Origin of the sequence: Janthinobacterium sp. NKUCC06_STL (genome assembly GCF_019345455.1) — a bacterium.
Classification (GTDB): Bacteria; Pseudomonadota; Gammaproteobacteria; order Burkholderiales; family Burkholderiaceae_D; genus Janthinobacterium; species Janthinobacterium rivuli.
The window spans coordinates 1,365,249-1,386,982 of record NZ_JAHKQY010000001.1 but is presented as its reverse complement, the minus strand read 5'-3'; the positions used below and the strand labels follow the sequence as shown (position 1 = coordinate 1,386,982).

Genomic DNA, 21,734 nt, shown 5'->3' with positions numbered 1-21,734 from the left:
GAAAGCAGACGATGGATTTACGCCTCGCCGTGTACCAACTCGCCTCGGCCCATGCGCTCGATGCCCAACAAACCCGGCAGTTGCAGGAAGTGGCCGGCTTCCAGCGCGAGCCGGCTCGCCTGGCCTACTGGCTGCCGCGCGGCGTGGCCGTACTGGGCGCCGTGCTGCTGGGCATGGGGCTGATCTGCTGGGTCGCCGCCAACTGGGAAGACTTCGGCCGCATGGGCCGCTTCGCCCTGCTGCAAGCGGTGTTGGCCGCCGCTTGCGTGGGCGCGTTTGCCGTGCCCAGGGCGAAAGTCCCCTTATTGCTGCTGGCCTTGCTGGCCATCGGCGGCCTGTTCGCATATTTCGGCCAGACGTACCAGACGGGCGCCGATCCGTGGCAGCTGTTCGCCCTGTGGGCCGTGCTGGCCTTGCCCCTGTGTTTTGTCGCGCGCAGCGACGTGCTGTGGACGCCGTGGATGCTGATACTGGCGACGGCCGCCACCCTGTGGATGCAGGCGCAGGCGCGCCATAGCTGGCGCATCGATTCGGCCGACCTGAGCATTTTCGTCAGCGGCTGGCTGGCCGTGCTGCTTGCCTGTGCGTTTGTCTCGCCCCTGCTGGCGCGCTGGACGGGCGCGGGCAGCTGGGCCTTGCGCCTGGGCCTGGTGCTGGCCACCATCCTCATCACGGGCACGGCCGTCAGCGCCCTGTTCGGCCACGATATCGAATCACCGTACTGGGCCGGACTGGGCTTGCTGCTCGTCGCCGGCGTCCTGCTGGCCACCGGCCGGTTCTTTGACGTGTTCGGCCTGAGCGCCGTCGCGCTCGGTATCAACACCTTGCTGGTGGGCGGGCTGACGCACGTGCTGTTCAATGGCCAGGGCGATGGCGTGGGCGCGCTGGCCATGCTGGGCTTGCTGGCCGCCGTGCTGCTGGCCTTGACCGTGCAGGGCATTTTGTGGCGCACGCGCCGGGAGGCGGCATGAACAATGTGAATAGTCAGCGAACCGACGCGCTCGCCACCCTGATCGACGACGCCACGCGCGCCGGCCTGTTGCCGCCCAACGCCACCCGTCCCGTGCAGGATGTGCGGCCGTGGCCGCTGGTGCTGATGACGGCCTTCGGCGCCTGGCTGGCCGCCATTCCCCTGATGATTGCGCTGGGCGTGGGGCTGGAAAGCGTCGTGCGCCACGGTCCCGGCGCGTATGTCGTGGCCGCCATCGTGCTGGTGGTGGCCGTGCTGCTGATCCGCGCGCGCGGCGTGGCGCTGTTCGTCGAGCAGCTGGCCGTGCCCTGTCTGCTGGTGGGCGGCGGCTTGCTCGGCTATGCCCTGTACCGCGACTATTCCACGCAGACGGCGTCGCTGCTGTTGTGTCTGGCATGTCTGATAGTGGCCGCCGCCTTGCCGCGCGACTGGCTGCGCGTGTTGCTGGGCCTGGTCGCCTGCGGCTTGCTGGGGCTGGGCATCGTCGATAGCACGCGCGACTGGATTTTCGAGAACGACCCCACGGAGCTGTATTTTGCCTGGATGCTGGCCCTGGCCTTCTGGCTGGCCGCCCACTGGCTGCAGAAGCAAGCGTTCAACGACGGCCGCGGCGCGCCCGTCGCCGCCTTCCTGGAATCGCTGTCGACGGGGTGGGTCCTGGCAATCTTGCTGGGGCTGGTCTTCTGGTCCGGCATGACCTTCATGCTGGGCGGCGCCTTGGGCGGTGGCTTTGCTGGCGAAGTGGCGCGCGAAGTGACGCGGCACCAGGGTATCGCCTGGTATGCGCAAGCCTTGAATGGCGTGTCGCTCGTGCTGGCCGCGGCCGCGGCTGCCTGGACGGGATGGCGCTGGCCCGCATTGCGCCAGTTGCCGGCCATCGGCGTGGCACTGGTGCTGATCGTGCTGTCCTGGTTCATGCCGGCGCTGGGACCCGTGCTGCTGGTCCTCGCGTATTGCGTGACGAGCGGGCGCTCGCGCGTGGCCGTGGCGGCCGCGCTGGCGGCGGCGTGGATCATCGGCAGTTTTTATTATCAGCTGGCCTGGCCGCTGGCCAGCAAGGCGGCGCTGCTGGCCGTGGCCGGCGCCGTGCTGTGCGCGCTGTCGTGGCTGGCCACGCGCGGCGCAGTGCTGCACCTGGTGGAAAGCAAACCGGCGGACGTGGTCCTGGAGCGCCGCGCCGCGCGCCTGGGCGTGCTGGGCGGCTTGCTGCTGGTGCTGCTGGTCGCCAATGGCGGCATCTGGCAAAAAGAGCAGCTGATTGCCAAAGGACAAGCGATCTTCGTGGCGTTGGAACCGGTCGATCCCCGCTCGCTGATGCAGGGCGACTACATGCGCCTCAATTTCGTCAACCTGGGCGTGCTGTCCACCCTGGCCAGCGTGGAGCGGGCACCTGGCCGGCCCCTCGTGGTGGCCACGCGCGATGCACGCGGCGTGGCGGAACTGCTGCGCCCGTACACCAGGGAGGCGCTGGCGCCCGGCGAATTCCTGCTCGAACTGACGCCGAAGGATGGGAACTGGGTGCTGGTCAGCGATGCCTGGTTCTTCAAGGAAGGCGAGGCGGCGCGCTGGGAAAAGGCCCGCTATGGCGAGTTCCGCGTGCTGCCTGATGGTCGCGCCTTGCTGGTGGGCATGCGTGGGGAAGATTTACAGGCGCTGTAGCCGCTTGATTGAACAAACCCAATGGCAGAATCCGGGGTCGTACCCTGAGGGTACGACCCCAGCCTTTGCTCTTGGGGTGGCCGCATCCTGTAAAATTGCCCGATGGATAATATTACGCATTCGGTCATCGGCCTCGGGGTCGGCGAACTGGTACACCGCAGCCTGCCGCCCGAGCCGCAGGCACCCGCACAGCGCACCCGGCGTGCGCTGTTTCTGTTTTCGGCATGGTTTGCCAGCAACGCGCCCGACCTGGACCTGGTGCTGACAAAACTGTTGCCGCGCCCCTTCGGCTACATGTTGCACCACCGTGGCCACACGCACACCTTGCTGCTGGCCTTGCCGCAGGCGCTGCTCTTGCTGGCCCTGCTGTGGCTGCTATGGCCCGGCGCGCGCCGTCTACTCAAGGAAAGCGTGCCCGCCCGCATCGGCCTGGCCGCCTGTCTGTTGCTGGGATTCTGCTTGCACATGAGCATGGATTTCCTCAATTCCTATGGCTTGCACCCGTTTTATCCATTTGACAGCCGCTGGCTGTATGGCGACATGGTCTTCATTGTCGAACCCATGTTCTGGGTACTGCTGGGCGTGCCCGTGATCATGTCCTTGCGCTACGGCATCGTCAAAAGCGTGCTGCTGGCGGGGCTGGCGGCGGCCCTGTGTTTCTTCACCTATAAAACCTATCTGGCGCCGGCTTCGCTGGCCGTGCTGCTGGGGCTGGGCGTGATCCTGGCCGTGCTGCAAGGGCGGGCCGGCGAGCGGGGGCGCGGGCCGTTGCTGCTGGCTTTCGCGCTGGCCGCCACCTTTATCGGCACGCAGGGCGTGGCGTCGGCCCTCGGCCGTACGCGCATCGAGGCGGCCGTGCAGCGGCTCGATCCCGGCACGCGCGTGTGGGACGTGTCGATGACGGCGTTTCCCAGCAACCCGCTGTGCTGGATCTATGTCTCGCTCGACAGCAAGACGGACGTGTATACCTTGCGGCGCGGCACCTTGAGCCTGCTGCCCGCATCGCTGGCGCCCGCCGCCTGCCCGGCGGGCCTGGCCGAAACCAGCAAGCAGGGCCGGCAACTGGCGCCCGGCATTGCCGTCTCCGCCCAAGCGGCGGGCAGCCTGGCCGCCTTGCGCGCCTTGCAGGAAGACAATTGCTATGTCGACGCCTGGTTCCGCTTTGCCCGCATGCCCAGACTGAATGCGGACAAGCTGACGGACGTGCGTTTCAACCCCGGCATGCTGCCCAATTTCACCACCGTGGAACTGCAGCAGTTCCGCAACCGGCCGTGTCCCGCTTATGTGCCGGGCTGGGACCGCCCCCGCGCCGACATGCTGGCGCCGCCGAAATAGAGAGCGGAGATGTTGCTCTTGGGAAAAAATATCGCGTGTGAGCCTGTTTTGCCAAGGCCCAGCATGCAATAATTGCCAATTCAGCATGAATATCATTGAGTTAGGATTATTTTGGAAGAGCAACACGCCTTACCGTATTTGCGGGAAACCCTGCTGTTTCTCGCCCTGGCCGGGATTTTTATTCCGCTATTGCAACGCTTGAGAGTCAATCAGGTGCTCGGCTTCCTGGCCGTCGGCGCCCTGTTCGGCCCCTTCGGTTTCGGCCTGTGGGCCGGCGACTTCACGTGGCTGACGTATTTCTCGTTCGTGCGTGCCGAGCAGGTCAGCGGCCTGGCCGAGCTGGGCGTGATGTTTTTGATGTTCATGATCGGCCTGGAACTGTCGACGGAACGGCTGTGGGCGCTGCGGCGCTGGGTATTCGGCGCGGGCGTGGGACAGGTGGCCGTCAGCGCCTGCCTGATCGGCGGCGTCGTGTATTATTTTGGCCTGTCGCTGGAAGCGTCCATCGTGCTGGGCCTGGTGCTGTCGCTGTCGTCCACGGCCGTGGTGATGCAGTTGCTGACCGACCAGCGCTCGCTGCAGACGCCGGCCGGCCAGGCGGGATTTTCCATTTTGATGTTCCAGGATTTGATGGTGGTGCCGCTGTTCATCCTGATCGACGTGTTCGCCAGCGGGCGCAGCGACGACCTGGCGTATCTGCTCAGTTTTGCGGCCGTGAAATCGGCCGGCGCCATCCTGCTGATCTATCTGCTGGGCCGCCGCGTGATACGCCCCCTGTTCCAGTTTTTCGTCAAGAAACGCCAGCCCGACGTGTTCATGGCATTGACCCTGCTCAGCACCCTCGGTATCGCTGGCCTGACGTACCTGGCGGGCTTGTCGATGGCGCTGGGCGCCTTGCTGGCCGGCTTGCTGCTGGCGGAAACGGAATTTCGCCATGAAGTGGAAGTGACGATCGAACCGTTCAAGGGCTTGTTGATGGGCCTGTTCTTCATGTCCGTGGGCATGCAGATCGACGTGCGCGAAATCCTCAAGTCGCCCGTGTTGATTCCGCTTGCAGTGTTGAGCCTGTTTGCGGTGAAAACCCTGGTCATCAGCGTGATTTTCCGCATTGGCGGCTTTCACTGGGGGCGCGCCGTGGAAACGGGCGTGCTGCTGGGGCAGGGCGGCGAGTTCGCCTTTATCGTTGTCGCGTATGCGCTCGGTACCAAGCTGATCGGCCCACAGGTGGCGCAGTTCGTCATGCTGGTGGTGGGCCTGAGCCTGTTCGCCACGCCGGCGCTGGCCAAGGCGGCGCGCGCGTTCGGCAACTGGTGGGAAAAGCGCCACCACCATCAGCTGGCCGACCTGGCGCACGGCGCGCCGCCGCCGCAGGGCAGCACCGTCATCATCGCCGGATTCGGCCGGGTGGGGCAGTTGCTGGCCAAGGTGCTGACGGAGCAGGATATCGCGTATGTGGCGATTGAAAATGATGCGCGCCTGGTGACGACCTTGCATCCGCGCGGTTTCCCCGTATATTTCGGTGATGCGTCGCGCGCGGAACTGTTGCAAAAAGTCAATGCCGACCGGGCTGCCGCCGTGGTGCTGACCATGGACCATGCGGCCTCCGTGCTGCACGCCGTGAAATCGATCCGCCGCGAATATCCACAGCTGCCCGTGTATGCGCGGGCCCGTGACGAGGCGCATGCCGTGGCCCTGATACAAGCGGGCGCCACCCTGGTCGTGCCCGAGGCGCTGGAGTCCGCCCTGCAGCTGACGGCCACCGTGCTGCACACGGTGGGCCTGTCGGAAGCGCGCACGACGGACATCGTGCAAGCCGAGCGCGAGCGGCGCAATGCCGTGCTGCTGGCGAAGAAGCTGTCGTAGTGTTGTTGTCAGGCAATCGTGCGTGTCGCCGTGCTTTGTAAATTATCTATACAATAATAGTATATGAGCACACCAACCACATGAAAGCCGCGACGAAGAGCGGAGCGGCGCCCCTGACGCCGCAGCAGCTGGCGGCGCAGGAAACGCAGCAAAAATATGGCAAGCCCGAGCGGGGCTGGCGCGAGCAGGTGTACACCGTCATTTTCGAGGCGGAAACGCGCACGGGCCGCGCCTTCGATTTGCTGCTGATCGCCGCCATCCTGATCAGCGTGACGGTGGTCGTGCTCAGTAGTGTCGCCTCCGTGGCCGAGCGCTATGGCACTTGGCTGACGGCGCTGGAATGGTTTTTCACCATTTTATTTACCATCGAATATTTTGCCCGCCTGGCGTGCCTGCAGCATCCGGTGCGCTATGCCAAGAGTTTTTTCGGCATTATCGATTTGCTGGCCATCGTGCCGACCTACATCGGCTTGCTGCTGCCGGGCGCGCACGTGCTGATCGACGTGCGTATTTTGCGCCTGCTGCGCATGTTCCGTATCCTCAAGCTCACGTCGTATGTGCATGAATACACGGTGCTGGGGCGTGCCTTGCTGGCCAGCCGGCGCAAGATCCTCATTTTCCTGTCTTTTGTCATGATGGTGGTCTTTCTGTTGGGTACTGTGATGTACGTCGTGGAAGGGCCGGAGAACGGTTACAGCAGTATCCCCACGTCGATATACTGGGCCATCAGCACCATGACCACGGTGGGTTTCGGCGATATCACGCCGAAGACCGATATCGGGCGCACCATCGCTTCGATGATGATGTTGCTCGGCTGGGGTATCCTGGCAGTGCCTACCGGCATTATCAGCGCGGAAATGACGGTACAGCGCAGTTCCAAGCTGGTCACCACGCGTACCTGCCCCACGTGCCTGAAAGAAGGGCTCGATGACGATGCCAATTTCTGCAAGAACTGCGGTGTGGATTTGCCGCCGCTGGCACGCGACTAGCGCATCAACCGTTCATCAACCGTATTTACTTTACTTTTTTTAAGGCCAACATGATTCCAGTTCGCCTGATCGCGACGGGCAAAGCCGTGCCGTCGCACAGCGTTACCTCCGCCAGCCTGGACCTGACATTGGGCCATCCGGCTGGCTACACCTTGCGCAAGAGCGGCGTGCTGTCGCGCTTTGTCGCCGCGCCCGATGAATCGCAAAGCCAGCTGGGCGCCGCCGCCCTGCTCGACGCGCTGAAGAACGCCAGCCTGCGTCCGGCCGACATCGACTTGCTGATCTGCGCCAACGGCGTGCCCGAGCAGGCCTTGCCGAACACGGCCTGCTTCGTGGCCGACCATGCGGGCTTGCCGCCAGGCACGCAAAGCTTCGACGTCAACGCCAGCTGCCTCAGCTTCATGGCCGCCTTCCGCGTGGCCGCGTCCATGCTGGCCGGCGACGCCTACCGGCGCATCGCCATCGTCTCGTCCGACCTCGCCTCGCGCGGCGTCGACTGGAGCGAGCCGGAAGCGTCGATGATCTTTGGCGACGGCGCCGCCGCCGTCATCGTCGAGCGGGGCGACGGCAGCGCCGGCATCCGCGCCTACAAGATGGGCACGTATCCGGAAGGGCGGCGCTACTGCGAAATTCGCGGCGGCGGCACCGAGCGCAACCCGCGCAACGGCTGCGAACCGGGCGATTATCTGTTCCGCATGGATGGCAAGGCCGTGTTCCGCCTGGCCGTCAAGGTGATGCCGGATTTCCTCGCGGAACTAATGAAGGAATCGGGCGCGGGACTGGAAAAAGTCGACGTGGTCGTGCCGCACCAGGCCAGCCCGCTGGGACTCGCGCATGCGGCGCGCATCCTCGACGTCCCCGATGCTAAAATCATCAAGATCTTTGAAACGCATGGCAACCAGGTGGCCGCGTCCCTGCCCACCGCCCTGCACGAGGCGGTGATGACGGGGCGGGCCGTGGCAGGCCAGCGTTTGCTGATGATGGGCACGGCCGCGGGCCTGACCATCGGCGGCATGATACTTGACCTGTGAAGGTGGTGTGATGAGGCGGATACTGGTCACGGGAGCGACGGGCGGGCTGGGGCGCAATGCCGTGCGCACCCTGCTGGCGCAGGGCGTGGAAGTGCGCGCCACGGGCCGCAACGCCGCCGTGGGCCGCGAACTCGAACGCATGGGCGCGCAATTCGTGGCGCTCGACCTGGCGCAGGCATCGCCGCGCCAGGTCGATGAGCTGGTGCGCGGCATGGACACGGTCTGGCACTGCGCCGCGCTGTCCTCGCCCTGGGGTGCCGAGCGCGACTTCATCGCCGCCAATGTCACGGCCACGGCCCAGCTGCTGCGCGCGGCCGCCAGCCTGCACGTGGCGCGCTTCGTGCACATCTCCACGCCAGCCATCTATTTCGATTACCGCAACCGTTACGAGGTGCCGGAAACCTTCCGTCCCGACGCCTTCGTCAACGCGTATGCGCGCAGCAAGGCGATGGCGGAAAAACTGGTGCAGGATTGCGTCGACCGCCATCGCGGCATGACGTGCGTGATCCTGCGCCCGCGCGCCATCTTCGGCCCGCACGACCAGGTGCTGATTCCGCGCCTGGCGCGGGTGCTGGAACAGCGCGGTGGCAAGCTGCCCCTGCCCAACGGCGGCGCGGCCAGCATCGACATCACTTATGTCGACAACGTCGTGCATGCGATGTGGCTGGCCACCGTGCACAAGACCATCGCGTCCGGCGCCGCCTTCAACATCACGAATGGCGAACCGGCGCGCCTGTGCGACATTTTGCGCACCTTGTTCTGCGACCATCTGCAGCAGCCGTTCGAAATCGTCAGCGTGCCGTACCGCGTGCTGGCGGTGGTCGCGCGCCTGATGCAGTTCGCCTCGCGTTTTACCCGCCGCGAACCATCGCTGACGCCCTACAGCATCGGCGCGCTCAGTTTCGACATGACGCTCGATAACGCCAAGGCACGCAAGGTGCTCGGCTACCGTCCCATCGTCAGCCTGCAGGAAGGCATCGCCCGCACGGCGCAGTGGATGCGCCAGGAAGCGGCGGCGCACAAGGTGGGCAAGGAGCGCAATGGCTAGGATCACCGTGTTTCGCGTCGGCCACTGCACCCATCCTTCGTGCATGGTCTTGAAAGGCAGCGGGCTGGCCAGCCGCTGTTTCCCCTCGCGTGCCTACCTGATCGAAACGCGCGCGGGCCTGTACCTGTGGGACACCGGTTACGCCGAACACTTCCGCACCGCCACGTCGAAAGGCGTATATCGCATGTACGCGTGGGTGACGCCGATTTTCTTCGCCGAGAACGAGTCGCTGCAGGGCCAGCTGCGCGCGCATGGCGTGTCGCCCGGCGACATCCACACCTTGCTGCTGTCGCACTTCCATGCCGACCATATTGCGGGCATGCGCGATTTTCCCGGCGCGCGGCTGATGGCCTCGAAAACGGGCTGGGATGCGGTGCGCGGCCTGTCCGGCGTGGCCGCCGTGCGCCAGGCCTTCGTGCCCGAGCTGCTGCCGAACGATATCGCGGACCGCCTCGATTTCGTGGAAAGCGTGCCCGAAACGGCCCTGCCGTCGGCCCTGCTGCCATTCACGCACGGGCGCGACGTCAGCGGCACGGGAGAGATTTACATCGTCGACTTGCCCGGCCACGCCCTCGGCCATCTGGGCGCCTTCGTGCTGCAGGATGGCGGCTGGACCTTGCTGGCGTCGGATGCGGCCTGGGTGCCGGAAAGCTTCCAGCAGCTGCGCGGCCCCTCGGAACTGTCGTTCATCATCCAGCACAAGCGCGCGCCGTACTATGAAACCCTGAATCGCCTGCACCAGTTGCACCAGTCGGGCAATGCGCAGATCCGCATCACGCATGAAGACACGCTCGACTATATCGCTGTGGCGGGCCGCCCGTGAAGCGTCTTGTCTGGCTCTTGCTGTCGTACTGGCGCACGCGCCGCCTGCGTTTTACGGACCGCGCGCAGCTCGATGCCTACCAGCAGCGGCAGCTGGCCCGTTTCATCGAGGTGCTGTGCGCGCGCAGCCGCTATTTCGCTCCCTATCGCGCGCTGCCCCTGGCGCAGTGGCCGACGATGAACAAGGCGCTGATGCTCGAGCATTTCGACGCCATGAACACGCAAGGGGTGACGTTGGCGCAGGCGATGGACGCGGCCATGGCGGCCGAGCATAGCCGCGACTTCACGCCGGCCGTCGGCGACATCACGGTGGGGCTGTCGTCGGGCACGTCGTCGAAGCGCGCCGTGTTTACCGTCAGCCCGCGCGAAAAGGCGCAATGGGCGGGCGTGATGCTGGCCAAGGCGCTGCCCGACGGCCTGTTTTCCGGTGAAAAGGTCGCGCTGTTCCTGCGCGCGAACAGCAATCTGTACACGGCCGTGCGTTCGCCGTGGCTGACCTTTGCGTTTTACGATCTGTTTCAGCCCTTCGACAGCCTGTGTGCGCAGCTGGCGCGCTATCAACCCTCCGTCATCGTCGCGCCGGCCCAGGTGCTGCGCCAGCTGGCCTTGCGCGTGATCGATGGCAGCCTGGCGCTGGCGCCGAAAAAAGTCATCTCGGTGGCGGAAGTGCTGGAAGCCCAGGACCGCGCGCTGATCGTGCAGGCGTTTGGCGCCGTGCATGAAATCTACCAGGCCACCGAGGGTTTCCTTGCCAGCAGCTGCGAACACGGCGTGCTGCATTTGAACGAAGAATACGTGCACATCGAGCCGCAGTGGCTCGATGCGGAAGAACGTCGCTTCGTGCCGGTGATTACGGACTTTACGCGCATCACGCAGCCCATCGTGCGCTACCGCCTGGACGACATCCTGATCGCGCGCGCCACGCCATGCCCGTGCGGCCGCGCCACGCGCGCCATCGACGGCATCGAAGGACGCTGCGACGACATGCTGCTGCTTCCCTCTGCACGCGGCGGTGCCCCCGTCGCCGTGTTTGCCGACGTGCTGACGCGTGCCTTCGCGCAAGCCTTGCCGGCGGACGCCGATTACCGCCTGGCGCAAACGGGCGAAGCGGCCTTGCAGCTGCATGCGGCGCTGGACGATGCCGGCCTGGCCGCCCTGCGCGAACATCTGGCAGCGGTGCTGCGCGGCCTGGGCGTCGCCGCCGACGGCCTGGCCTGGACGACGAGCCGCGAACTGCCTCCCTTTGATCCCACCATGAAACGGCGCCGCATCCGGCGTCTTGCGACCGCATGAACCCTTCTTCCATGACCGTACGCAGCCGCCTGCTGCATTTGCTGGCCGGCTGGGGCAGCGTCGGCCTCGTGTATTTTTCCAGCGATCTGCTGCAAGGGCAGGGCGTGCTGCTGCCCGAGACGGCCATCGACCGCGCCATCCCCTACAGCGACTCTGCCATCTGGCTGTACCTGTCCTTCTTCATCCTGATCCCCTACGCCTACCTGGCGGCCGATGCGGCGCGCGTGCGCTGGCTGGCGCGCGCCATGGCGCTTTCGGCGCTGGCCTGCGGCGTGGTCTTCCTGCTGTATCCGACCACGCTTGCGTATCCGCCCGTGGGTGACGGGAATGCCTGGAGCACGCAGGCGCTGCGCATGCTGCAGGCGGCGGACTCCACGCAAAACTGCCTGCCGTCGCTGCATGGCGCCCTGACCTTGCTGTGCGTGTGGGCCTTGTGCGACAAACGCCAGTTGCTGCGCTCCGCGCTGTCCGTGGTGCTGGGCGTGGCCATCTGCTACGCCATCATCGCGCTGCGCCGGCACGTGAGCATCGACCTGGCCGCCGGCCTGGCTGTCGGCATCGCTGGCGGCATGCTGGCGAAAATGCAGGTATCCTTGGCTGCCCGCCGCGCCGTTTCCATCAAAACCGCACCATGATGAATCCTTTTGCCCTGTCGTTCCTGATCATGCTGGCCTTCGTGCTGGCCGAACTGCTGATACTCAAATGGGTACGCAAGACGCCCGTGCCGTGGAAGGACGTCATTTTCAACCTCAATTCCGGCCATATCCTGATGTGGGTATTTCGCGGCGTGGAAGTGGCGGCCTTCGCCCTGCTGCTGCGCCATGTGAACCTGCACATCGTCGACCAGTGGCCCGTGGCGGCGCAATGGATCTTCGCGTTTTTTGCCTGGGATCTGTGCTTTTACTGGATGCACCGGCTGCACCACAAGATTCCCTTGCTGTGGGCCGTGCACGTCGTGCACCACCAAGGCGAGCATTTCAACCTGTCGCTGGGCGTGCGCAATTCCTGGTATTCGTCGCTGACGAATTTCCCCTTCATCGCCATCCTGGCCGTGCTGGGCGTGCCGCTGGAAATCTTCCTCGTCGTCTCGTCCTTGCATTACACGGTGCAGCTCTACAACCACAATGCGCTGGTGAACAAGTCCGGCATCCTCGATCGTTTCATGATCACGCCGTCGCACCACCGCGTGCACCACGGCACCGACAAGCGCTACATCAACCGCAATTTCGGCGGCACCCTGCTGCTATGGGACCGGCTGTTCGGCAGCTTCCAGCCCGAACTCGAGGGCGTGGAAATGCGCTATGGCGTGAAGGGCATGACACCCACGCACAACCCGCTCCTGGCCAGCAACGGCAAATTATTTAGCTGGCTGCGCGCGCGCTTTCCCCACTGGCAGTCGCGCGGCACTTTCGAGGTGCCCGAACTGTTCATCGGCATCGGCGGCGTGATCCTGTTTGGCCTGGTGATCTATTACGTCAACCACGAAGCGGTGCTGGCCGGCGCGCAGCAGGCCATCCTGTTCGCACTGATCTTCGGCGGCACCCTGGCGCTGGGCGGCCTGTCCGACGCGCGCCGCTGGGGCGCCATCGCCTGGGTGGCCATCGCCCTGGCCATGCCGGCCCTGTACCTGGGCTGGTATGGCGCACGCGATGCGTGGGGCATGGTGTTCCTGGCCGCGTTGCTGGCGCATGGCCTCGATGGCGCGCGCCGCCTGTGGTGGCCGGCGGCAGCGGAGACGCGCGCGTGACGCAGCCTGTGCCTTCGTTGCCGCCGCTGCGCTTCCAGCCCGCCCGCGATTCCGCCTTCCGCCGCGAATTGCGCGCGCGCGCCGACGCCTATCTCGCCAGCGAAGGACGGCACCGCTTTGGCGACGCGCGCCTGCATGCAAAGACCGTGTTCCTGGCCGCGCTGACGGCGGGGCTGTATGCGCTGGCCTTGAGCGCCGGCAGCACCTGGCCGTTTGTCGCCAGCTATGTCGCCTGCCTGGTCGCGGCCATGGCGCTGGCCATGAATACCCTGCATGACGCGGCCCACAGCGCCGTCTTCCGCCAGGGACGCCTGAACCGCATGCTGATCCGCCTGGTGGGCTTGCCCGTGGGTGTGGACACGGATTTCTGGACCATCCGCCACGTGCACTTCCATCACACGTATGCGAACGTGGAAGGCTATGACCTCGACACGGAACCGAATCCCTTCCTGCGCCAGACGCCGTTCCAACGCTGGTCGCCGCAATACCGCTATCAATACCTGTACTGGCCCGTGGTGGCGGCCCTGTCGTTGCCGTACCTGAACTGGTATGGCGACTGGCTGGACCGCTTCGGCAAGACACCCGTGGCCGCGCACAGCCGGCTGCAGGGCTGGCGCGGCTGGCTGTCGTTCCTGGGCTGGAAGCTGGGCCACGTGGCGCTGGTGTTGGCGCTGCCCATGTGGGTGCTGCAGCAGCACGGCATCGCCTGGAACGTGGTGCTGGGCGCGTATTTCGTGGGCCAGATGATCGCTTCGTGCGCGCTGGTGGCGCTGATCCTCGGCACGCACTGGGCCGAAGTGGAGTTTTTCCAGCCGGGGCCAGACGGCACCTTGCCGCACGACTGGTACCAGCACACGTTTTATACGGCCTGCGACTGGACGCCAAAACCGCGCGCCCTGCGCTGGCTCGGTTACTGGCTGGGCGGCCTGAATCTGCACCTGACGCATCATCTGTTCCCCACCTGGAACCACCGCCACTACCCGGCGCTGGCGCGCATCCTGGCCGAACTGGCGCCGCGCCACGGTCTCGTCTACCGCGAACTCGGTTACGGCCAGCTGCACGCCTCGCAGCAGCAATTCCTGCGCGCCATGGGCCAGCCGCCCGCACAGTCCTGACGAATCGCGCTTGACTCGGTTTCTGTTCTGTCTTACATTTCTGTAACGACAGAAATAAGAGAAAATCATGGAACTGAGTCCCACCACGCAAAAGTACATTCTCCATTGGGGGGAAATGGGCACCCGCTGGGGCGTCAACCGCACGGTGGCGCAAATCCACGCGCTGCTGTTCCTGGCGAATGAACCGCTGACGGCGGAAGACATCGCGGCCAGCCTGAACGTGGCCCGCTCGAACGTCAGCAACAGCCTGAAGGAATTGCAAAGCTGGGGCCTGGCGCGCATCACGCACGTGATGGGGGACCGGCGCGACCACTTCGTCGCCCTGCAGGATGTGTGGGAAATCTTCCGTGTCATCATGGAGGAGCGTAAGCGGCGCGAGATCGACCCCACCCTGACGGTGCTGCGCGAATGCGCGATCGAGGGCGAGCACGATGCGGCCATTCCACCGGCGACGCTCGAGCGCATGGGCGAAGTGCTGGCGTTTTTGGAAATGCTCAGCAGCACCTACAGCGACTACAAGAATTTGCCGCCAGCGACCTTGCAGCGCATGCTGTCGATGGGTGGCAAGGTGGCCAAGTTTCTCAGCCCGGACGACAAACCTGGCAAGCGCGCAAAATCATGAGCGGCCCCTCGGAAGGAGAACTGTTCAAGAAGGTGATGGGCGAGCAATGGCTGACCCTGCACCCGGACATCCGCCGCCGCTTCGAGAAAAATCCCGCGCCGGGCCAGCCTTTGTACTACCGGGGTGAGCTCAGTGAACTCACGAGCTCGCGCCTGGGGAAGTTCCTCGGCTGGCTGACGCGCCCCTTCATCGACGGCGCCCTGATCCCGTATGACGACCACGATTTCCCCGTCGATATCGAAGTCTATTCGCGTCCCGGCTGCCCCTTCATCTTCAAGCAGCGCACTTACCGCCTGCATGGCCGCGCACCGATCCGCTTCACCTCCTACATGGCCGAAAGCGCAAAAGGTGAAGTGCTCGAATACGTGGGCATGGGCCTGGGCATGAAGCTGGTGCTGCACGTGGAAGACGGCAACCTGCACTTCACCAGCGACGGCTATTTCCTCGATCTTTTCGGCTGGCGCATGCCGCTACCCGGCGTACTCACGCCCGGCAAGACCTATCTGTGCCACCGCAACGAGACGCCACAGCAGTTCAACATCCGCATCGAGATTCGCCACGCCCTGTTCGGCACCACGTTTACGCAGGCCGGCGTGTTCCGCGAATCGGCCGCACCGGAAAAGGAGACACCATGAATACGCATTTGCTGGCCCTGCAACTGATGGCGGCGCAAGGCTGCCTGGGCGCCTTCGACACCATCTACCACCATGAAATCACGGAAGCGCTGCCGCAAAAAGCGTCGGCGCGCCTGGAGCTGACGATCCATGCCACGCGCGCCCTGATCTACAGCCTGCTGTTCGTGGGACTGGCGGCCTGGGAGTGGCATGGCGCCTGGGCCTGGGTGCTGGTCATCGTGTTTGGTGTGGAAATCGTGCTGACCCTGTGGGACTTCGTCGTGGAAGACCAGACCCGCCTCCTGCCCGCCACGGAGCGGGTCACGCACACGGTGCTGGCGATTAACGCAGGCGCCTTCATCTCCCTGCTGGCCCTGAACAGCAGCGAGTGGGCCAGCTTGCCGACGGCCCTCGTGTGGCAGCCGTATGGCTGGCTCAGCGTCTTCCTGGCCCTGTGCGGCGTGGGCGTGGGTTTGTCCGGCCTGCGCGACGCGTATGCCGTGTGGCAGCTGGGACGGCGCCAAGTGCAAGAGACGGCAGAGCAAGAGGAACAGCTGCGCTTTGCCAGCACGCCGCAGTCCGTGCTGGTGACGGGCGCCACGGGTTTCATCGGCCAGCAGTTGGTCAGCGCCCTGCTGGCCGACGGCCACGCGGTGACGGTGCTGACGCGCCAGCCCAAGCACGCCGCGTGGACCTTGAATGGCCAGGTGCGTTGCATCCAGTCGTTCGACGAATTAGCGGATGCGCAGCGCATCGACATGGTGGTCAACCTGGCCGGTGCGCGCATCGTCGGGCATCGATGGACGGACGCGCGCAAGGCGGCCTTGCGCCGCAGCAGAGTGGCGCTGACGCAGGAACTGGTGGCGTGGATCGCCCGTGCGCAGCACAAGCCAAGAGTGCTGCTGTCGGCATCGGCCATCGGTTACTACGGCGTGCAGCCGCATTGCGATCAGACGGAATTGACGGAGGAGAGCGCGCCGCAAGCCATCTTCATGTCGCAGCTGTGCCAGGAGTGGGAAGCGGCCGCGCGCCAGGCGGAGAAATTTGGCGTGCAGGTGGGCTGCATGCGTTTTGGCCTCGTCTTCGGCCATCAGGGTTCGCTGCCGCAGATGCTGCTGCCGATCCGCTTCGGCGTGGGCGGCCCGCTCGGCAGCGGCAAGCAGTGGGTCACGTGGGTGCACGTGCGCGACGTGATCCGCGGCATCGCCCATCTGGCGCGCCGCAGCGAAGAGCAGGCAGTGAGCGGCGCGTATAACTTCTGCGCGCCGGAAGCCATCGCGCAGCGCCGTTTCGCCCAGGTGGCGGGCGCCGTGCTGCATCGCCCCAGCGTCATGCCCACGCCGGCCTTCCTCATGCGCACTTTGCTGGGCGAGCAGGCCGATTTGCTGGTGGAAGGCCAAAGGGTCGCACCGCGCCGTTTGCTGGCCGACGGCTTTGTCTTCCGCTACCCGCAGCTGGAAGGGGCGCTGCGCAGCCTGTAGCCTGGCGTAGAATGGGCCATTGGGATGCCTTGGAGCACAATCTATGCCCCGCTTCAGCCATACGATAGACAGCCATGTTTACCAGTTTGCCAGTCTGAAGGAGCTGCTGGCCAAGGCCACGCCGCTGCGTTCGGGCGACGTGCTGGCCGGTGTGGCGGCCGCCAGCGCGCGCGAGCGGGTGGCGGCGCAGCTGGCGCTGGCCGACGTGCCGCTATCGCTGTTTCTCAGCGAGGCGCTGGTGCCGTATGAAGACGATGAAGTCACGCGCCTGATCATCGACACTCACGAGCGCGCCGCCTTTGCACCTATTTCCCACCTGTGCGTGGGCGATTTCCGCGACTGGCTGCTCGATGACGCGACGGATACGCCAACGCTGGCGCGCGTCGCCGCCGGCATCACGCCGGAAATGGCGGCCGCCGTCTCGAAAATCATGCGCCTGCAGGACCTGGTGCTGGTGGCCCGCAAGTGCCAGGTCGTCACGGCCTTTCGCAATACCCTGGGCCTGGAAAGCCGTTTATCCACGCGCTTGCAGCCGAACCATCCGACGGACGACGCCACGGGGATTGCCGCCTCCATCCTCGATGGCCTGCTGCTGGGCAGCGGCGACGCCGTGATCGGCATCAATCCGGCCACCGACAACGTGGCGCAGGTGGTGTCGCTGCTGCACCTGCTCGACGCCGTCATCGACCAGTACCAAATTCCCACCCAGTCGTGCGTGCTCACCCACATCACCAATACGATCGAGGCGATACGCCGCGGCGCGCCCGTCGACCTGGTGTTTCAGTCGGTGGCGGGCACGCAGGCGGCCAACCGCAGCTTTGGCATCGATTTGTCTCTGCTGGCCGAGGGGCAGGCGGCGGCCCTGTCGCTGGGGCGCGGCACGGTGGGCAACAACGTCATGTATTTCGAGACGGGGCAGGGCAGCGCGCTGTCGGCCGGCGCCCACCACGGCATGGACCAGCAGACGTGCGAGGCGCGCGCCTATGCGGTGGCGCGCGCGTATCAGCCGCTGCTGGTCAATTCCGTCGTCGGTTTCATCGGCCCCGAGTACCTGTACGACGGCAAGCAGATCATGCGCGCGGGGCTGGAAGACCATTTCTGCGCCAAGCTGCTCGGGCTGCCCATGGGCTGCGACGTGTGCTACACCAACCATGCGGAAGCGGACCAGGACGACATGGATGCCTTGCTGACCATGCTGGGCGTGGCCGGCTGCAATTTCATCATGGGCGTGCCGGGCGCGGACGACATCATGTTGGGCTATCAGAGCACCTCGTTCCACGACGCCCTGTATGCGCGCCGCGTGCTGGGCTTGCGCCCTGCGCCGGAATTCGCAGCCTGGCTGGCGCGCATGCGGATCACGGATGCGCAGGGCCGCTTGCACTCGGCGCTGGCGCCGGCTTTCCAGGCGGCCCTGCTGCGCCTGGGCGACTAGGAGGACGCATGGACGAAACCAATCTTTGGCAGGCGCTGCGCGCGCATACGGCGGCGCGCATCGCGTTGGGACGGAGCGGCGTGAGCGTGCCGACCAAGGCGCAACTGGCGTTCCAGCTGGCCCACGCGCAGGCGCGCGACGCCGTGCATCTGGCGCTCGACGGCGAGGCCCTGGCGCGCGACTTGGCCGCGCAAGGGCAGGACTGCGTGCAGCTGCACAGCGCGGCCGCCACGCGCGCCGAGTATCTGCAACGGCCCGACCTGGGGCGCCGCCTCGACGACGCTTCACGGGAGCGGCTGGCCGGAGGTAGCAAGGGAATCGACCTGGCGCTGGTGGCGGCCGATGGCCTGTCGGCGCTGGCCGTGCAGCGCCACGCGGCGCCGTTCCTGGCCGCCTTGCGCGAGCGGCTGGCGCGGGAAGCGTGGACGCTGTCGCCGCTGCACATCGTGGCGCAGGGACGGGTGGCCATCGGTGACGAGGTGGGGCAAATGCTGCAAGCGAAGGCCGTGCTGGTGCTGATCGGCGAGCGGCCGGGCTTGAGTTCTCCGGACAGCCTGGGCCTGTACCTGACGTGGGCGCCCAAGGTGGGGCTGCTGGACGAGCGCCGCAACTGCATTTCGAATGTGCGTCCCGAGGGGCTGGCGTATGCGCAGGCGGCGTACCGGCTGCACTACCTGCTGTCGCAGGCGTTCAGCCGGCAGCTGTCGGGCGTGGACTTGAAGGATGAAACGGTGGGAGAGGGCGCGGCCCTGGCGGGCGCGCGCAACTTCTTGCTGGAGTGATCAGACTTCGCGGATTTCGTCCAGCGGCCAGCGCGGGCGCACGTTGAACGAGTAATCGTACTTGGCGGCCTGCGGGTTGATCTGCAGGCGCATGGCGCCGGCGAAGGCGATCATGGCGCCGTTGTCGGTACAGAATTCCAGCTCCGGGTAATACACCTTGAAACGTTTCTTGGCGGCCGCCGCGTTGAGCGAAGCGCGCAGCTGCGCGTTGGCGCCCACGCCGCCGGCGATCACCAGGCGTTTCAAGCCCGTGTGCTTGAGGGCCGCCACGCATTTGGCCGTCAGCACGTCGACGATGGCGTCGACGAAGCCGCGCGCGATGTTCGCCTTGTCCTGTTCGCAGATGTTCGCGATGACTTTTTCTTCATGATTTTTCACCACGGTCAGCACGGCCGTCTTCAGGCCAGAAAAGCTGAAGTTGAAATCCTTCGAGTGCAGCATCGGGCGTGGCAGTTTATACGCCAGCGGGTCGCCGAATTCGGCCAGGCGCGAAATGGCGGGGCCGCCCGGATAGCCGAGTCCCAGCAGCTTGGCCGACTTGTCGAACGCTTCGCCGGCCGCATCATCGAGCGTTTCACCCAGCATCGTGTACTGGCCCACGCCATCGACGCGCATCAGCTGCGTGTGGCCACCCGATACCAGCAGGGCGATGAAGGGGAATTCCGGCGGCTCGGACGCCAGTAATGGCGACAGCAGATGGCCTTCCAGGTGGTGGATGCCCAGCACCGGCTTGTTTATCGCCAGGCCCAGGCTGCAGGCAACGGAGGAACCGACCAGCAGCGCGCCGGCCAGGCCGGGACCCTGCGTGTAGGCGATGGCGTCGATTTCGGGCAGGGTGATGCCGGCCTTGGCCAGGGTTTCTTCCAGCAGCGGGATGGCGCGGCGGATATGGTCGCGCGACGCCAGTTCCGGCACCACGCCGCCATATTGCTCGTGCATGGCGACTTGCGAATAGAGGGCGTGCGACAGCAGGCCGCGTTGCGTGTCGTACAAGGCCAGGCCGGTTTCGTCACAGGAGGATTCGACGCCAAGAACTATCATGAAGGTGCTAAATAGGGAGGAGTAATCCGCCATTGTAAAGGAAAGCCGGCCAGTCCACCGTGCGGCCGGCGCACCATTTCGGCGGCAGTGTGCACTTGCGCAGTGCGGCGCGGACCGGTTTTGCCCGGGATTCTGGCCGCTTTGCGCCTGTGACGGCACTGGCACCGCTCTTGCTTATGCAAGCGTGTGCTTTTTTCAAGGAGCTAGCAATGTCGGAACAATGGAAAATGATTTGCCGCCTGAAGGACATGCCGCTGGCGGGCGCGCGCATGGTGCAGCGGGGACTGGCGTGGCAGGATTTACCCGGCGTGGCGCTGTTTCGCGCGGCGGACGATACGGTGTACGCGCTGCTCGACACGGTGCCTTGTCTGGGCGGCCCGCTGGCGCAGGGGGTGCTGATGGAGAAAAACCTGATGGGGCCGAAGAACAGCTGGATCATCGAGCTCGATTCGGGCCGCCTGGTGGCGCCCGTGCAGGGCATGGCGCGTATGTACGCCGTGCGCATCCTGGATGGGCGCATCTACCTGGACGTCAATGAACTCAATATCCCGGCCAGCAAGGCGGAACAGGCGCTGGCGGGATCGTTCGCCGTGCTGCCGCATGTGCAGATGGCGTGATATGCCTCGTGGTGGTGTCGGCTTACGCGCTGCGCGCTAAGCCGACCTACGACCGGCCGGGTAGGTCGGATTAGGCCCACAGGGCCGTAATCCGACAACATTGTTGGCCGTGTATTTACGCCGGGCGATTGAGCAAATGCGCATGCGCATCGCGCAGCATGGTGGCCGTCGTGTCCCAGTCGATGCAGCCGTCGGTGACGGAGCAGCCGTAGGTCAGTTGCGACAGGTCTTGCGGGATTTTCTGGTTGCCGCCGACGATGTTCGATTCGATCATCACGCCCACCAGCGAGCGGTTGCCCTGGCGGATCTGGTTGACCACGTCGGCCATCACCAGCGGTTGCAGTTCCGGCTTTTTATAGCTGTTCGCGTGCGAGCAGTCGACCACCAGGTTGGCCGGCAGCTTGGCCTTGGCCAGCGCCTGTTCGGCGATGGCGATCGAGACCGAATCGTAGTTCGGACGGCCATCGCCGCCGCGCAGCACGACGTGGCCATACGCGTTGCCGCGCGTGCGTACGATGGCGACGTTGCCTTCGCCGTTAATGCCCAGGAAGGAGTGAGGGTGCGCCGACGACAGGATCGCGTTCACCGCAATGCTGATGTCGCCATCGGTGCCGTTCTTGAAGCCGACAGGGGTCGACAGCCCGGACGACATTTCGCGGTGCGTCTGCGATTCCGTCGTGCGCGCGCCGATGGCGGTCCAGGCGATCAGGTCGCCCAGGTATTGCGGCGAGATCGGGTCCAGCGCTTCGGTGGCCGTGGGCAGGCCCAGTTCGCACACGTCGAGCAGGAACTGGCGCGCCTTTTCCATGCCTTCGTTGACCTTGAACGAGTCGTCCATGTACGGGTCGTTGATATAACCTTTCCAGCCCGTGGTGGTACGCGGTTTTTCGAAATACACGCGCATCACCAGCAGCATCGTATCCTTGACTTCCTCTTGCAGCGCTTTCAGACGGCGCGCGTAATCGAGGCCGGCGACGGGGTCGTGGATCGAGCACGGACCGACGACGACGAACAGGCGCTGGTCCTTGCGGTCAATGATGTTGCGTAGCGCTTCGCGGCCGCGGCTGACGGTGTCGAAGGCGCTCTCCGACAGGGGCAGCCTGGCGTGCAGTTCGGCCGGTGTCGGCATGGGTGCGAAGGAGGTGACGTTGATATTTTCGATGTCTGGCGTATTCATGATTCTGGCTCGGCTTTCGCTATTGCGTTCTTTAAGAGGCAATAGTGTAGCGGAAATGCGGCCTGGCGGCGGGGATGGGGCGAAAACGGGAACGCA

Annotated in this window: 20 protein-coding genes; 18 read left to right on the top strand and 2 right to left on the bottom strand. The window is 65.3% G+C overall.

Translation table 11 applies throughout. The features are described 5' to 3' along the window. Positions 1-11 precede the first annotated feature (11 nt). From KO539_RS06285 to eutC, 17 genes are all read left to right on the top strand, one after another. Positions 12-971: a DUF2157 domain-containing protein gene (locus KO539_RS06285; RefSeq protein ID WP_219307900.1), complete on the top strand. Its 960-nt coding sequence runs from the start codon at positions 12-14 to the stop codon at positions 969-971. Then, on the top strand, positions 968-2,629 hold the full coding sequence (locus tag KO539_RS06280) for a GDYXXLXY domain-containing protein (RefSeq protein WP_219307899.1): 1,662 nt from the start codon (positions 968-970) through the stop codon (positions 2,627-2,629). Before KO539_RS06285 ends, KO539_RS06280 begins: the two co-directional genes overlap by 4 nt. Positions 2,630-2,731: 102 nt before the next feature. Beyond that, positions 2,732-3,964: a metal-dependent hydrolase gene (locus tag KO539_RS06275; protein ID WP_219307898.1), complete on the top strand. Its 1,233-nt coding sequence runs from the start codon at positions 2,732-2,734 to the stop codon at positions 3,962-3,964. A gap of 111 nt (positions 3,965-4,075) precedes the next feature. Then, positions 4,076-5,827, top strand: a complete 1,752-nt coding sequence (locus KO539_RS06270; protein ID WP_219307896.1) for a cation:proton antiporter — start codon at positions 4,076-4,078, stop codon at positions 5,825-5,827. Positions 5,828-5,907: 80 nt separating this feature from the next. Beyond that, on the top strand, positions 5,908-6,816 hold the full coding sequence (locus KO539_RS06265; protein WP_219307894.1) for an ion transporter: 909 nt from the start codon (positions 5,908-5,910) through the stop codon (positions 6,814-6,816). A 50-nt stretch (positions 6,817-6,866) separates the two neighbouring features. Continuing rightward, positions 6,867-7,847 carry a 3-oxoacyl-[acyl-carrier-protein] synthase III C-terminal domain-containing protein gene (locus KO539_RS06260; RefSeq protein ID WP_219307892.1) on the top strand — a complete coding sequence of 327 codons (981 nt, stop codon included), beginning with the start codon at positions 6,867-6,869 and terminating at the stop codon, positions 7,845-7,847. Between the two features lie 10 nt (positions 7,848-7,857). Next, positions 7,858-8,895, top strand: a complete 1,038-nt coding sequence (locus KO539_RS06255; protein WP_219307890.1) for an NAD(P)-dependent oxidoreductase — start codon at positions 7,858-7,860, stop codon at positions 8,893-8,895. Continuing rightward, positions 8,888-9,718: an MBL fold metallo-hydrolase gene (locus KO539_RS06250; protein ID WP_257626121.1), complete on the top strand. Its 831-nt coding sequence runs from the start codon at positions 8,888-8,890 to the stop codon at positions 9,716-9,718. Before KO539_RS06255 ends, KO539_RS06250 begins: the two co-directional genes overlap by 8 nt. Further along, entirely contained in the window at positions 9,715-11,010 is a 1,296-nt protein-coding gene (locus KO539_RS06245) for a F390 synthetase-related protein (RefSeq protein ID WP_219307888.1), read from the top strand. The genes KO539_RS06250 and KO539_RS06245 overlap by 4 nt, the downstream gene beginning before the upstream one ends. Beyond that, positions 11,007-11,645 carry a phosphatase PAP2 family protein gene (locus KO539_RS06240; protein ID WP_219307887.1) on the top strand — a complete coding sequence of 213 codons (639 nt, stop codon included), beginning with the start codon at positions 11,007-11,009 and terminating at the stop codon, positions 11,643-11,645. The genes KO539_RS06245 and KO539_RS06240 overlap by 4 nt, the downstream gene beginning before the upstream one ends. Further along, positions 11,642-12,757, top strand: a complete 1,116-nt coding sequence (locus KO539_RS06235) for a sterol desaturase family protein (protein ID WP_257626120.1) — start codon at positions 11,642-11,644, stop codon at positions 12,755-12,757. Before KO539_RS06240 ends, KO539_RS06235 begins: the two co-directional genes overlap by 4 nt. Beyond that, positions 12,754-13,872 carry a fatty acid desaturase gene (locus KO539_RS06230; RefSeq protein WP_374106342.1) on the top strand — a complete coding sequence of 373 codons (1,119 nt, stop codon included), beginning with the start codon at positions 12,754-12,756 and terminating at the stop codon, positions 13,870-13,872. The genes KO539_RS06235 and KO539_RS06230 overlap by 4 nt, the downstream gene beginning before the upstream one ends. 67 nt (positions 13,873-13,939) lie before the next feature. Continuing rightward, entirely contained in the window at positions 13,940-14,494 is a 555-nt protein-coding gene (locus tag KO539_RS06225) for a GbsR/MarR family transcriptional regulator (RefSeq protein WP_219307885.1), read from the top strand. Next, positions 14,491-15,129: a DUF4166 domain-containing protein gene (locus KO539_RS06220; RefSeq protein WP_219307884.1), complete on the top strand. Its 639-nt coding sequence runs from the start codon at positions 14,491-14,493 to the stop codon at positions 15,127-15,129. The genes KO539_RS06225 and KO539_RS06220 overlap by 4 nt, the downstream gene beginning before the upstream one ends. Beyond that, the gene (locus KO539_RS06215) at positions 15,126-16,589 is read left to right on the top strand and encodes a TIGR01777 family oxidoreductase (protein ID WP_219307883.1); all 1,464 of its coding nucleotides are present in this window, start codon (positions 15,126-15,128) and stop codon (positions 16,587-16,589) included. The genes KO539_RS06220 and KO539_RS06215 overlap by 4 nt, the downstream gene beginning before the upstream one ends. 43 nt (positions 16,590-16,632) lie before the next feature. Then, on the top strand, positions 16,633-18,021 hold the full coding sequence (locus tag KO539_RS06210; RefSeq protein ID WP_219307882.1) for an ethanolamine ammonia-lyase subunit EutB: 1,389 nt from the start codon (positions 16,633-16,635) through the stop codon (positions 18,019-18,021). Positions 18,022-18,029: 8 nt separating this feature from the next. Then, a complete protein-coding gene (gene eutC, locus KO539_RS06205) occupies positions 18,030-18,803 on the top strand; it encodes an ethanolamine ammonia-lyase subunit EutC (protein ID WP_219307881.1) in 774 nt (257 codons plus the stop codon). Here eutC and tsaD read toward each other — a convergent pair whose 3' ends face one another. Next, complete coding sequence (gene tsaD, locus KO539_RS06200; RefSeq protein ID WP_096237719.1) at positions 18,804-19,844, bottom strand: tRNA (adenosine(37)-N6)-threonylcarbamoyltransferase complex transferase subunit TsaD; 1,041 nt, start codon at positions 19,842-19,844, stop codon at positions 18,804-18,806. It lies immediately after the preceding gene. A gap of 209 nt (positions 19,845-20,053) precedes the next feature. Between tsaD and KO539_RS06195 the strand changes: the two genes are divergently transcribed. After that, positions 20,054-20,461, top strand: coding sequence for a nitrite reductase (NAD(P)H) small subunit (locus tag KO539_RS06195; RefSeq protein ID WP_219307880.1), 408 nt, complete (start codon positions 20,054-20,056; stop codon positions 20,459-20,461). Positions 20,462-20,576: 115 nt separating this feature from the next. On the opposite strand, the gene KO539_RS06190 is transcribed toward KO539_RS06195, so the two are convergent. Next, a complete protein-coding gene (locus KO539_RS06190; RefSeq protein ID WP_219307879.1) occupies positions 20,577-21,638 on the bottom strand; it encodes a 3-deoxy-7-phosphoheptulonate synthase in 1,062 nt (353 codons plus the stop codon). Positions 21,639-21,734 lie beyond the last annotated feature (96 nt).

Bases quoted from the DNA above. Each gene is read 5' to 3' on its own strand.
- KO539_RS06250 (WP_257626121.1), top strand. From the start codon at position 8,888: ATGGCTAGGATCACCGTGTTTCGCGTCGGCCACTGCACCCATCCTTCG.
- KO539_RS06225 (WP_219307885.1), top strand. From the start codon at position 13,940: ATGGAACTGAGTCCCACCACGCAAAAGTACATTCTCCATTGGGGGGAA.
- KO539_RS06255 (WP_219307890.1), top strand. From the start codon at position 7,858: ATGAGGCGGATACTGGTCACGGGAGCGACGGGCGGGCTGGGGCGCAAT.
- KO539_RS06265 (WP_219307894.1), top strand. From the start codon at position 5,908: ATGAAAGCCGCGACGAAGAGCGGAGCGGCGCCCCTGACGCCGCAGCAG.
- KO539_RS06220 (WP_219307884.1), top strand. From the start codon at position 14,491: ATGAGCGGCCCCTCGGAAGGAGAACTGTTCAAGAAGGTGATGGGCGAG.
- KO539_RS06190 (WP_219307879.1), bottom strand. From the start codon at position 21,638: ATGAATACGCCAGACATCGAAAATATCAACGTCACCTCCTTCGCACCC.
- KO539_RS06215 (WP_219307883.1), top strand. From the start codon at position 15,126: ATGAATACGCATTTGCTGGCCCTGCAACTGATGGCGGCGCAAGGCTGC.
- KO539_RS06235 (WP_257626120.1), top strand. From the start codon at position 11,642: ATGATGAATCCTTTTGCCCTGTCGTTCCTGATCATGCTGGCCTTCGTG.
- KO539_RS06210 (WP_219307882.1), top strand. From the start codon at position 16,633: ATGCCCCGCTTCAGCCATACGATAGACAGCCATGTTTACCAGTTTGCC.
- KO539_RS06240 (WP_219307887.1), top strand. From the start codon at position 11,007: ATGAACCCTTCTTCCATGACCGTACGCAGCCGCCTGCTGCATTTGCTG.
- tsaD (WP_096237719.1), bottom strand. From the start codon at position 19,844: ATGATAGTTCTTGGCGTCGAATCCTCCTGTGACGAAACCGGCCTGGCC.
- KO539_RS06285 (WP_219307900.1), top strand. From the start codon at position 12: ATGGATTTACGCCTCGCCGTGTACCAACTCGCCTCGGCCCATGCGCTC.
- eutC (WP_219307881.1), top strand. From the start codon at position 18,030: ATGGACGAAACCAATCTTTGGCAGGCGCTGCGCGCGCATACGGCGGCG.
- KO539_RS06260 (WP_219307892.1), top strand. From the start codon at position 6,867: ATGATTCCAGTTCGCCTGATCGCGACGGGCAAAGCCGTGCCGTCGCAC.
- KO539_RS06275 (WP_219307898.1), top strand. From the start codon at position 2,732: ATGGATAATATTACGCATTCGGTCATCGGCCTCGGGGTCGGCGAACTG.
- KO539_RS06195 (WP_219307880.1), top strand. From the start codon at position 20,054: ATGTCGGAACAATGGAAAATGATTTGCCGCCTGAAGGACATGCCGCTG.
- KO539_RS06280 (WP_219307899.1), top strand. From the start codon at position 968: ATGAACAATGTGAATAGTCAGCGAACCGACGCGCTCGCCACCCTGATC.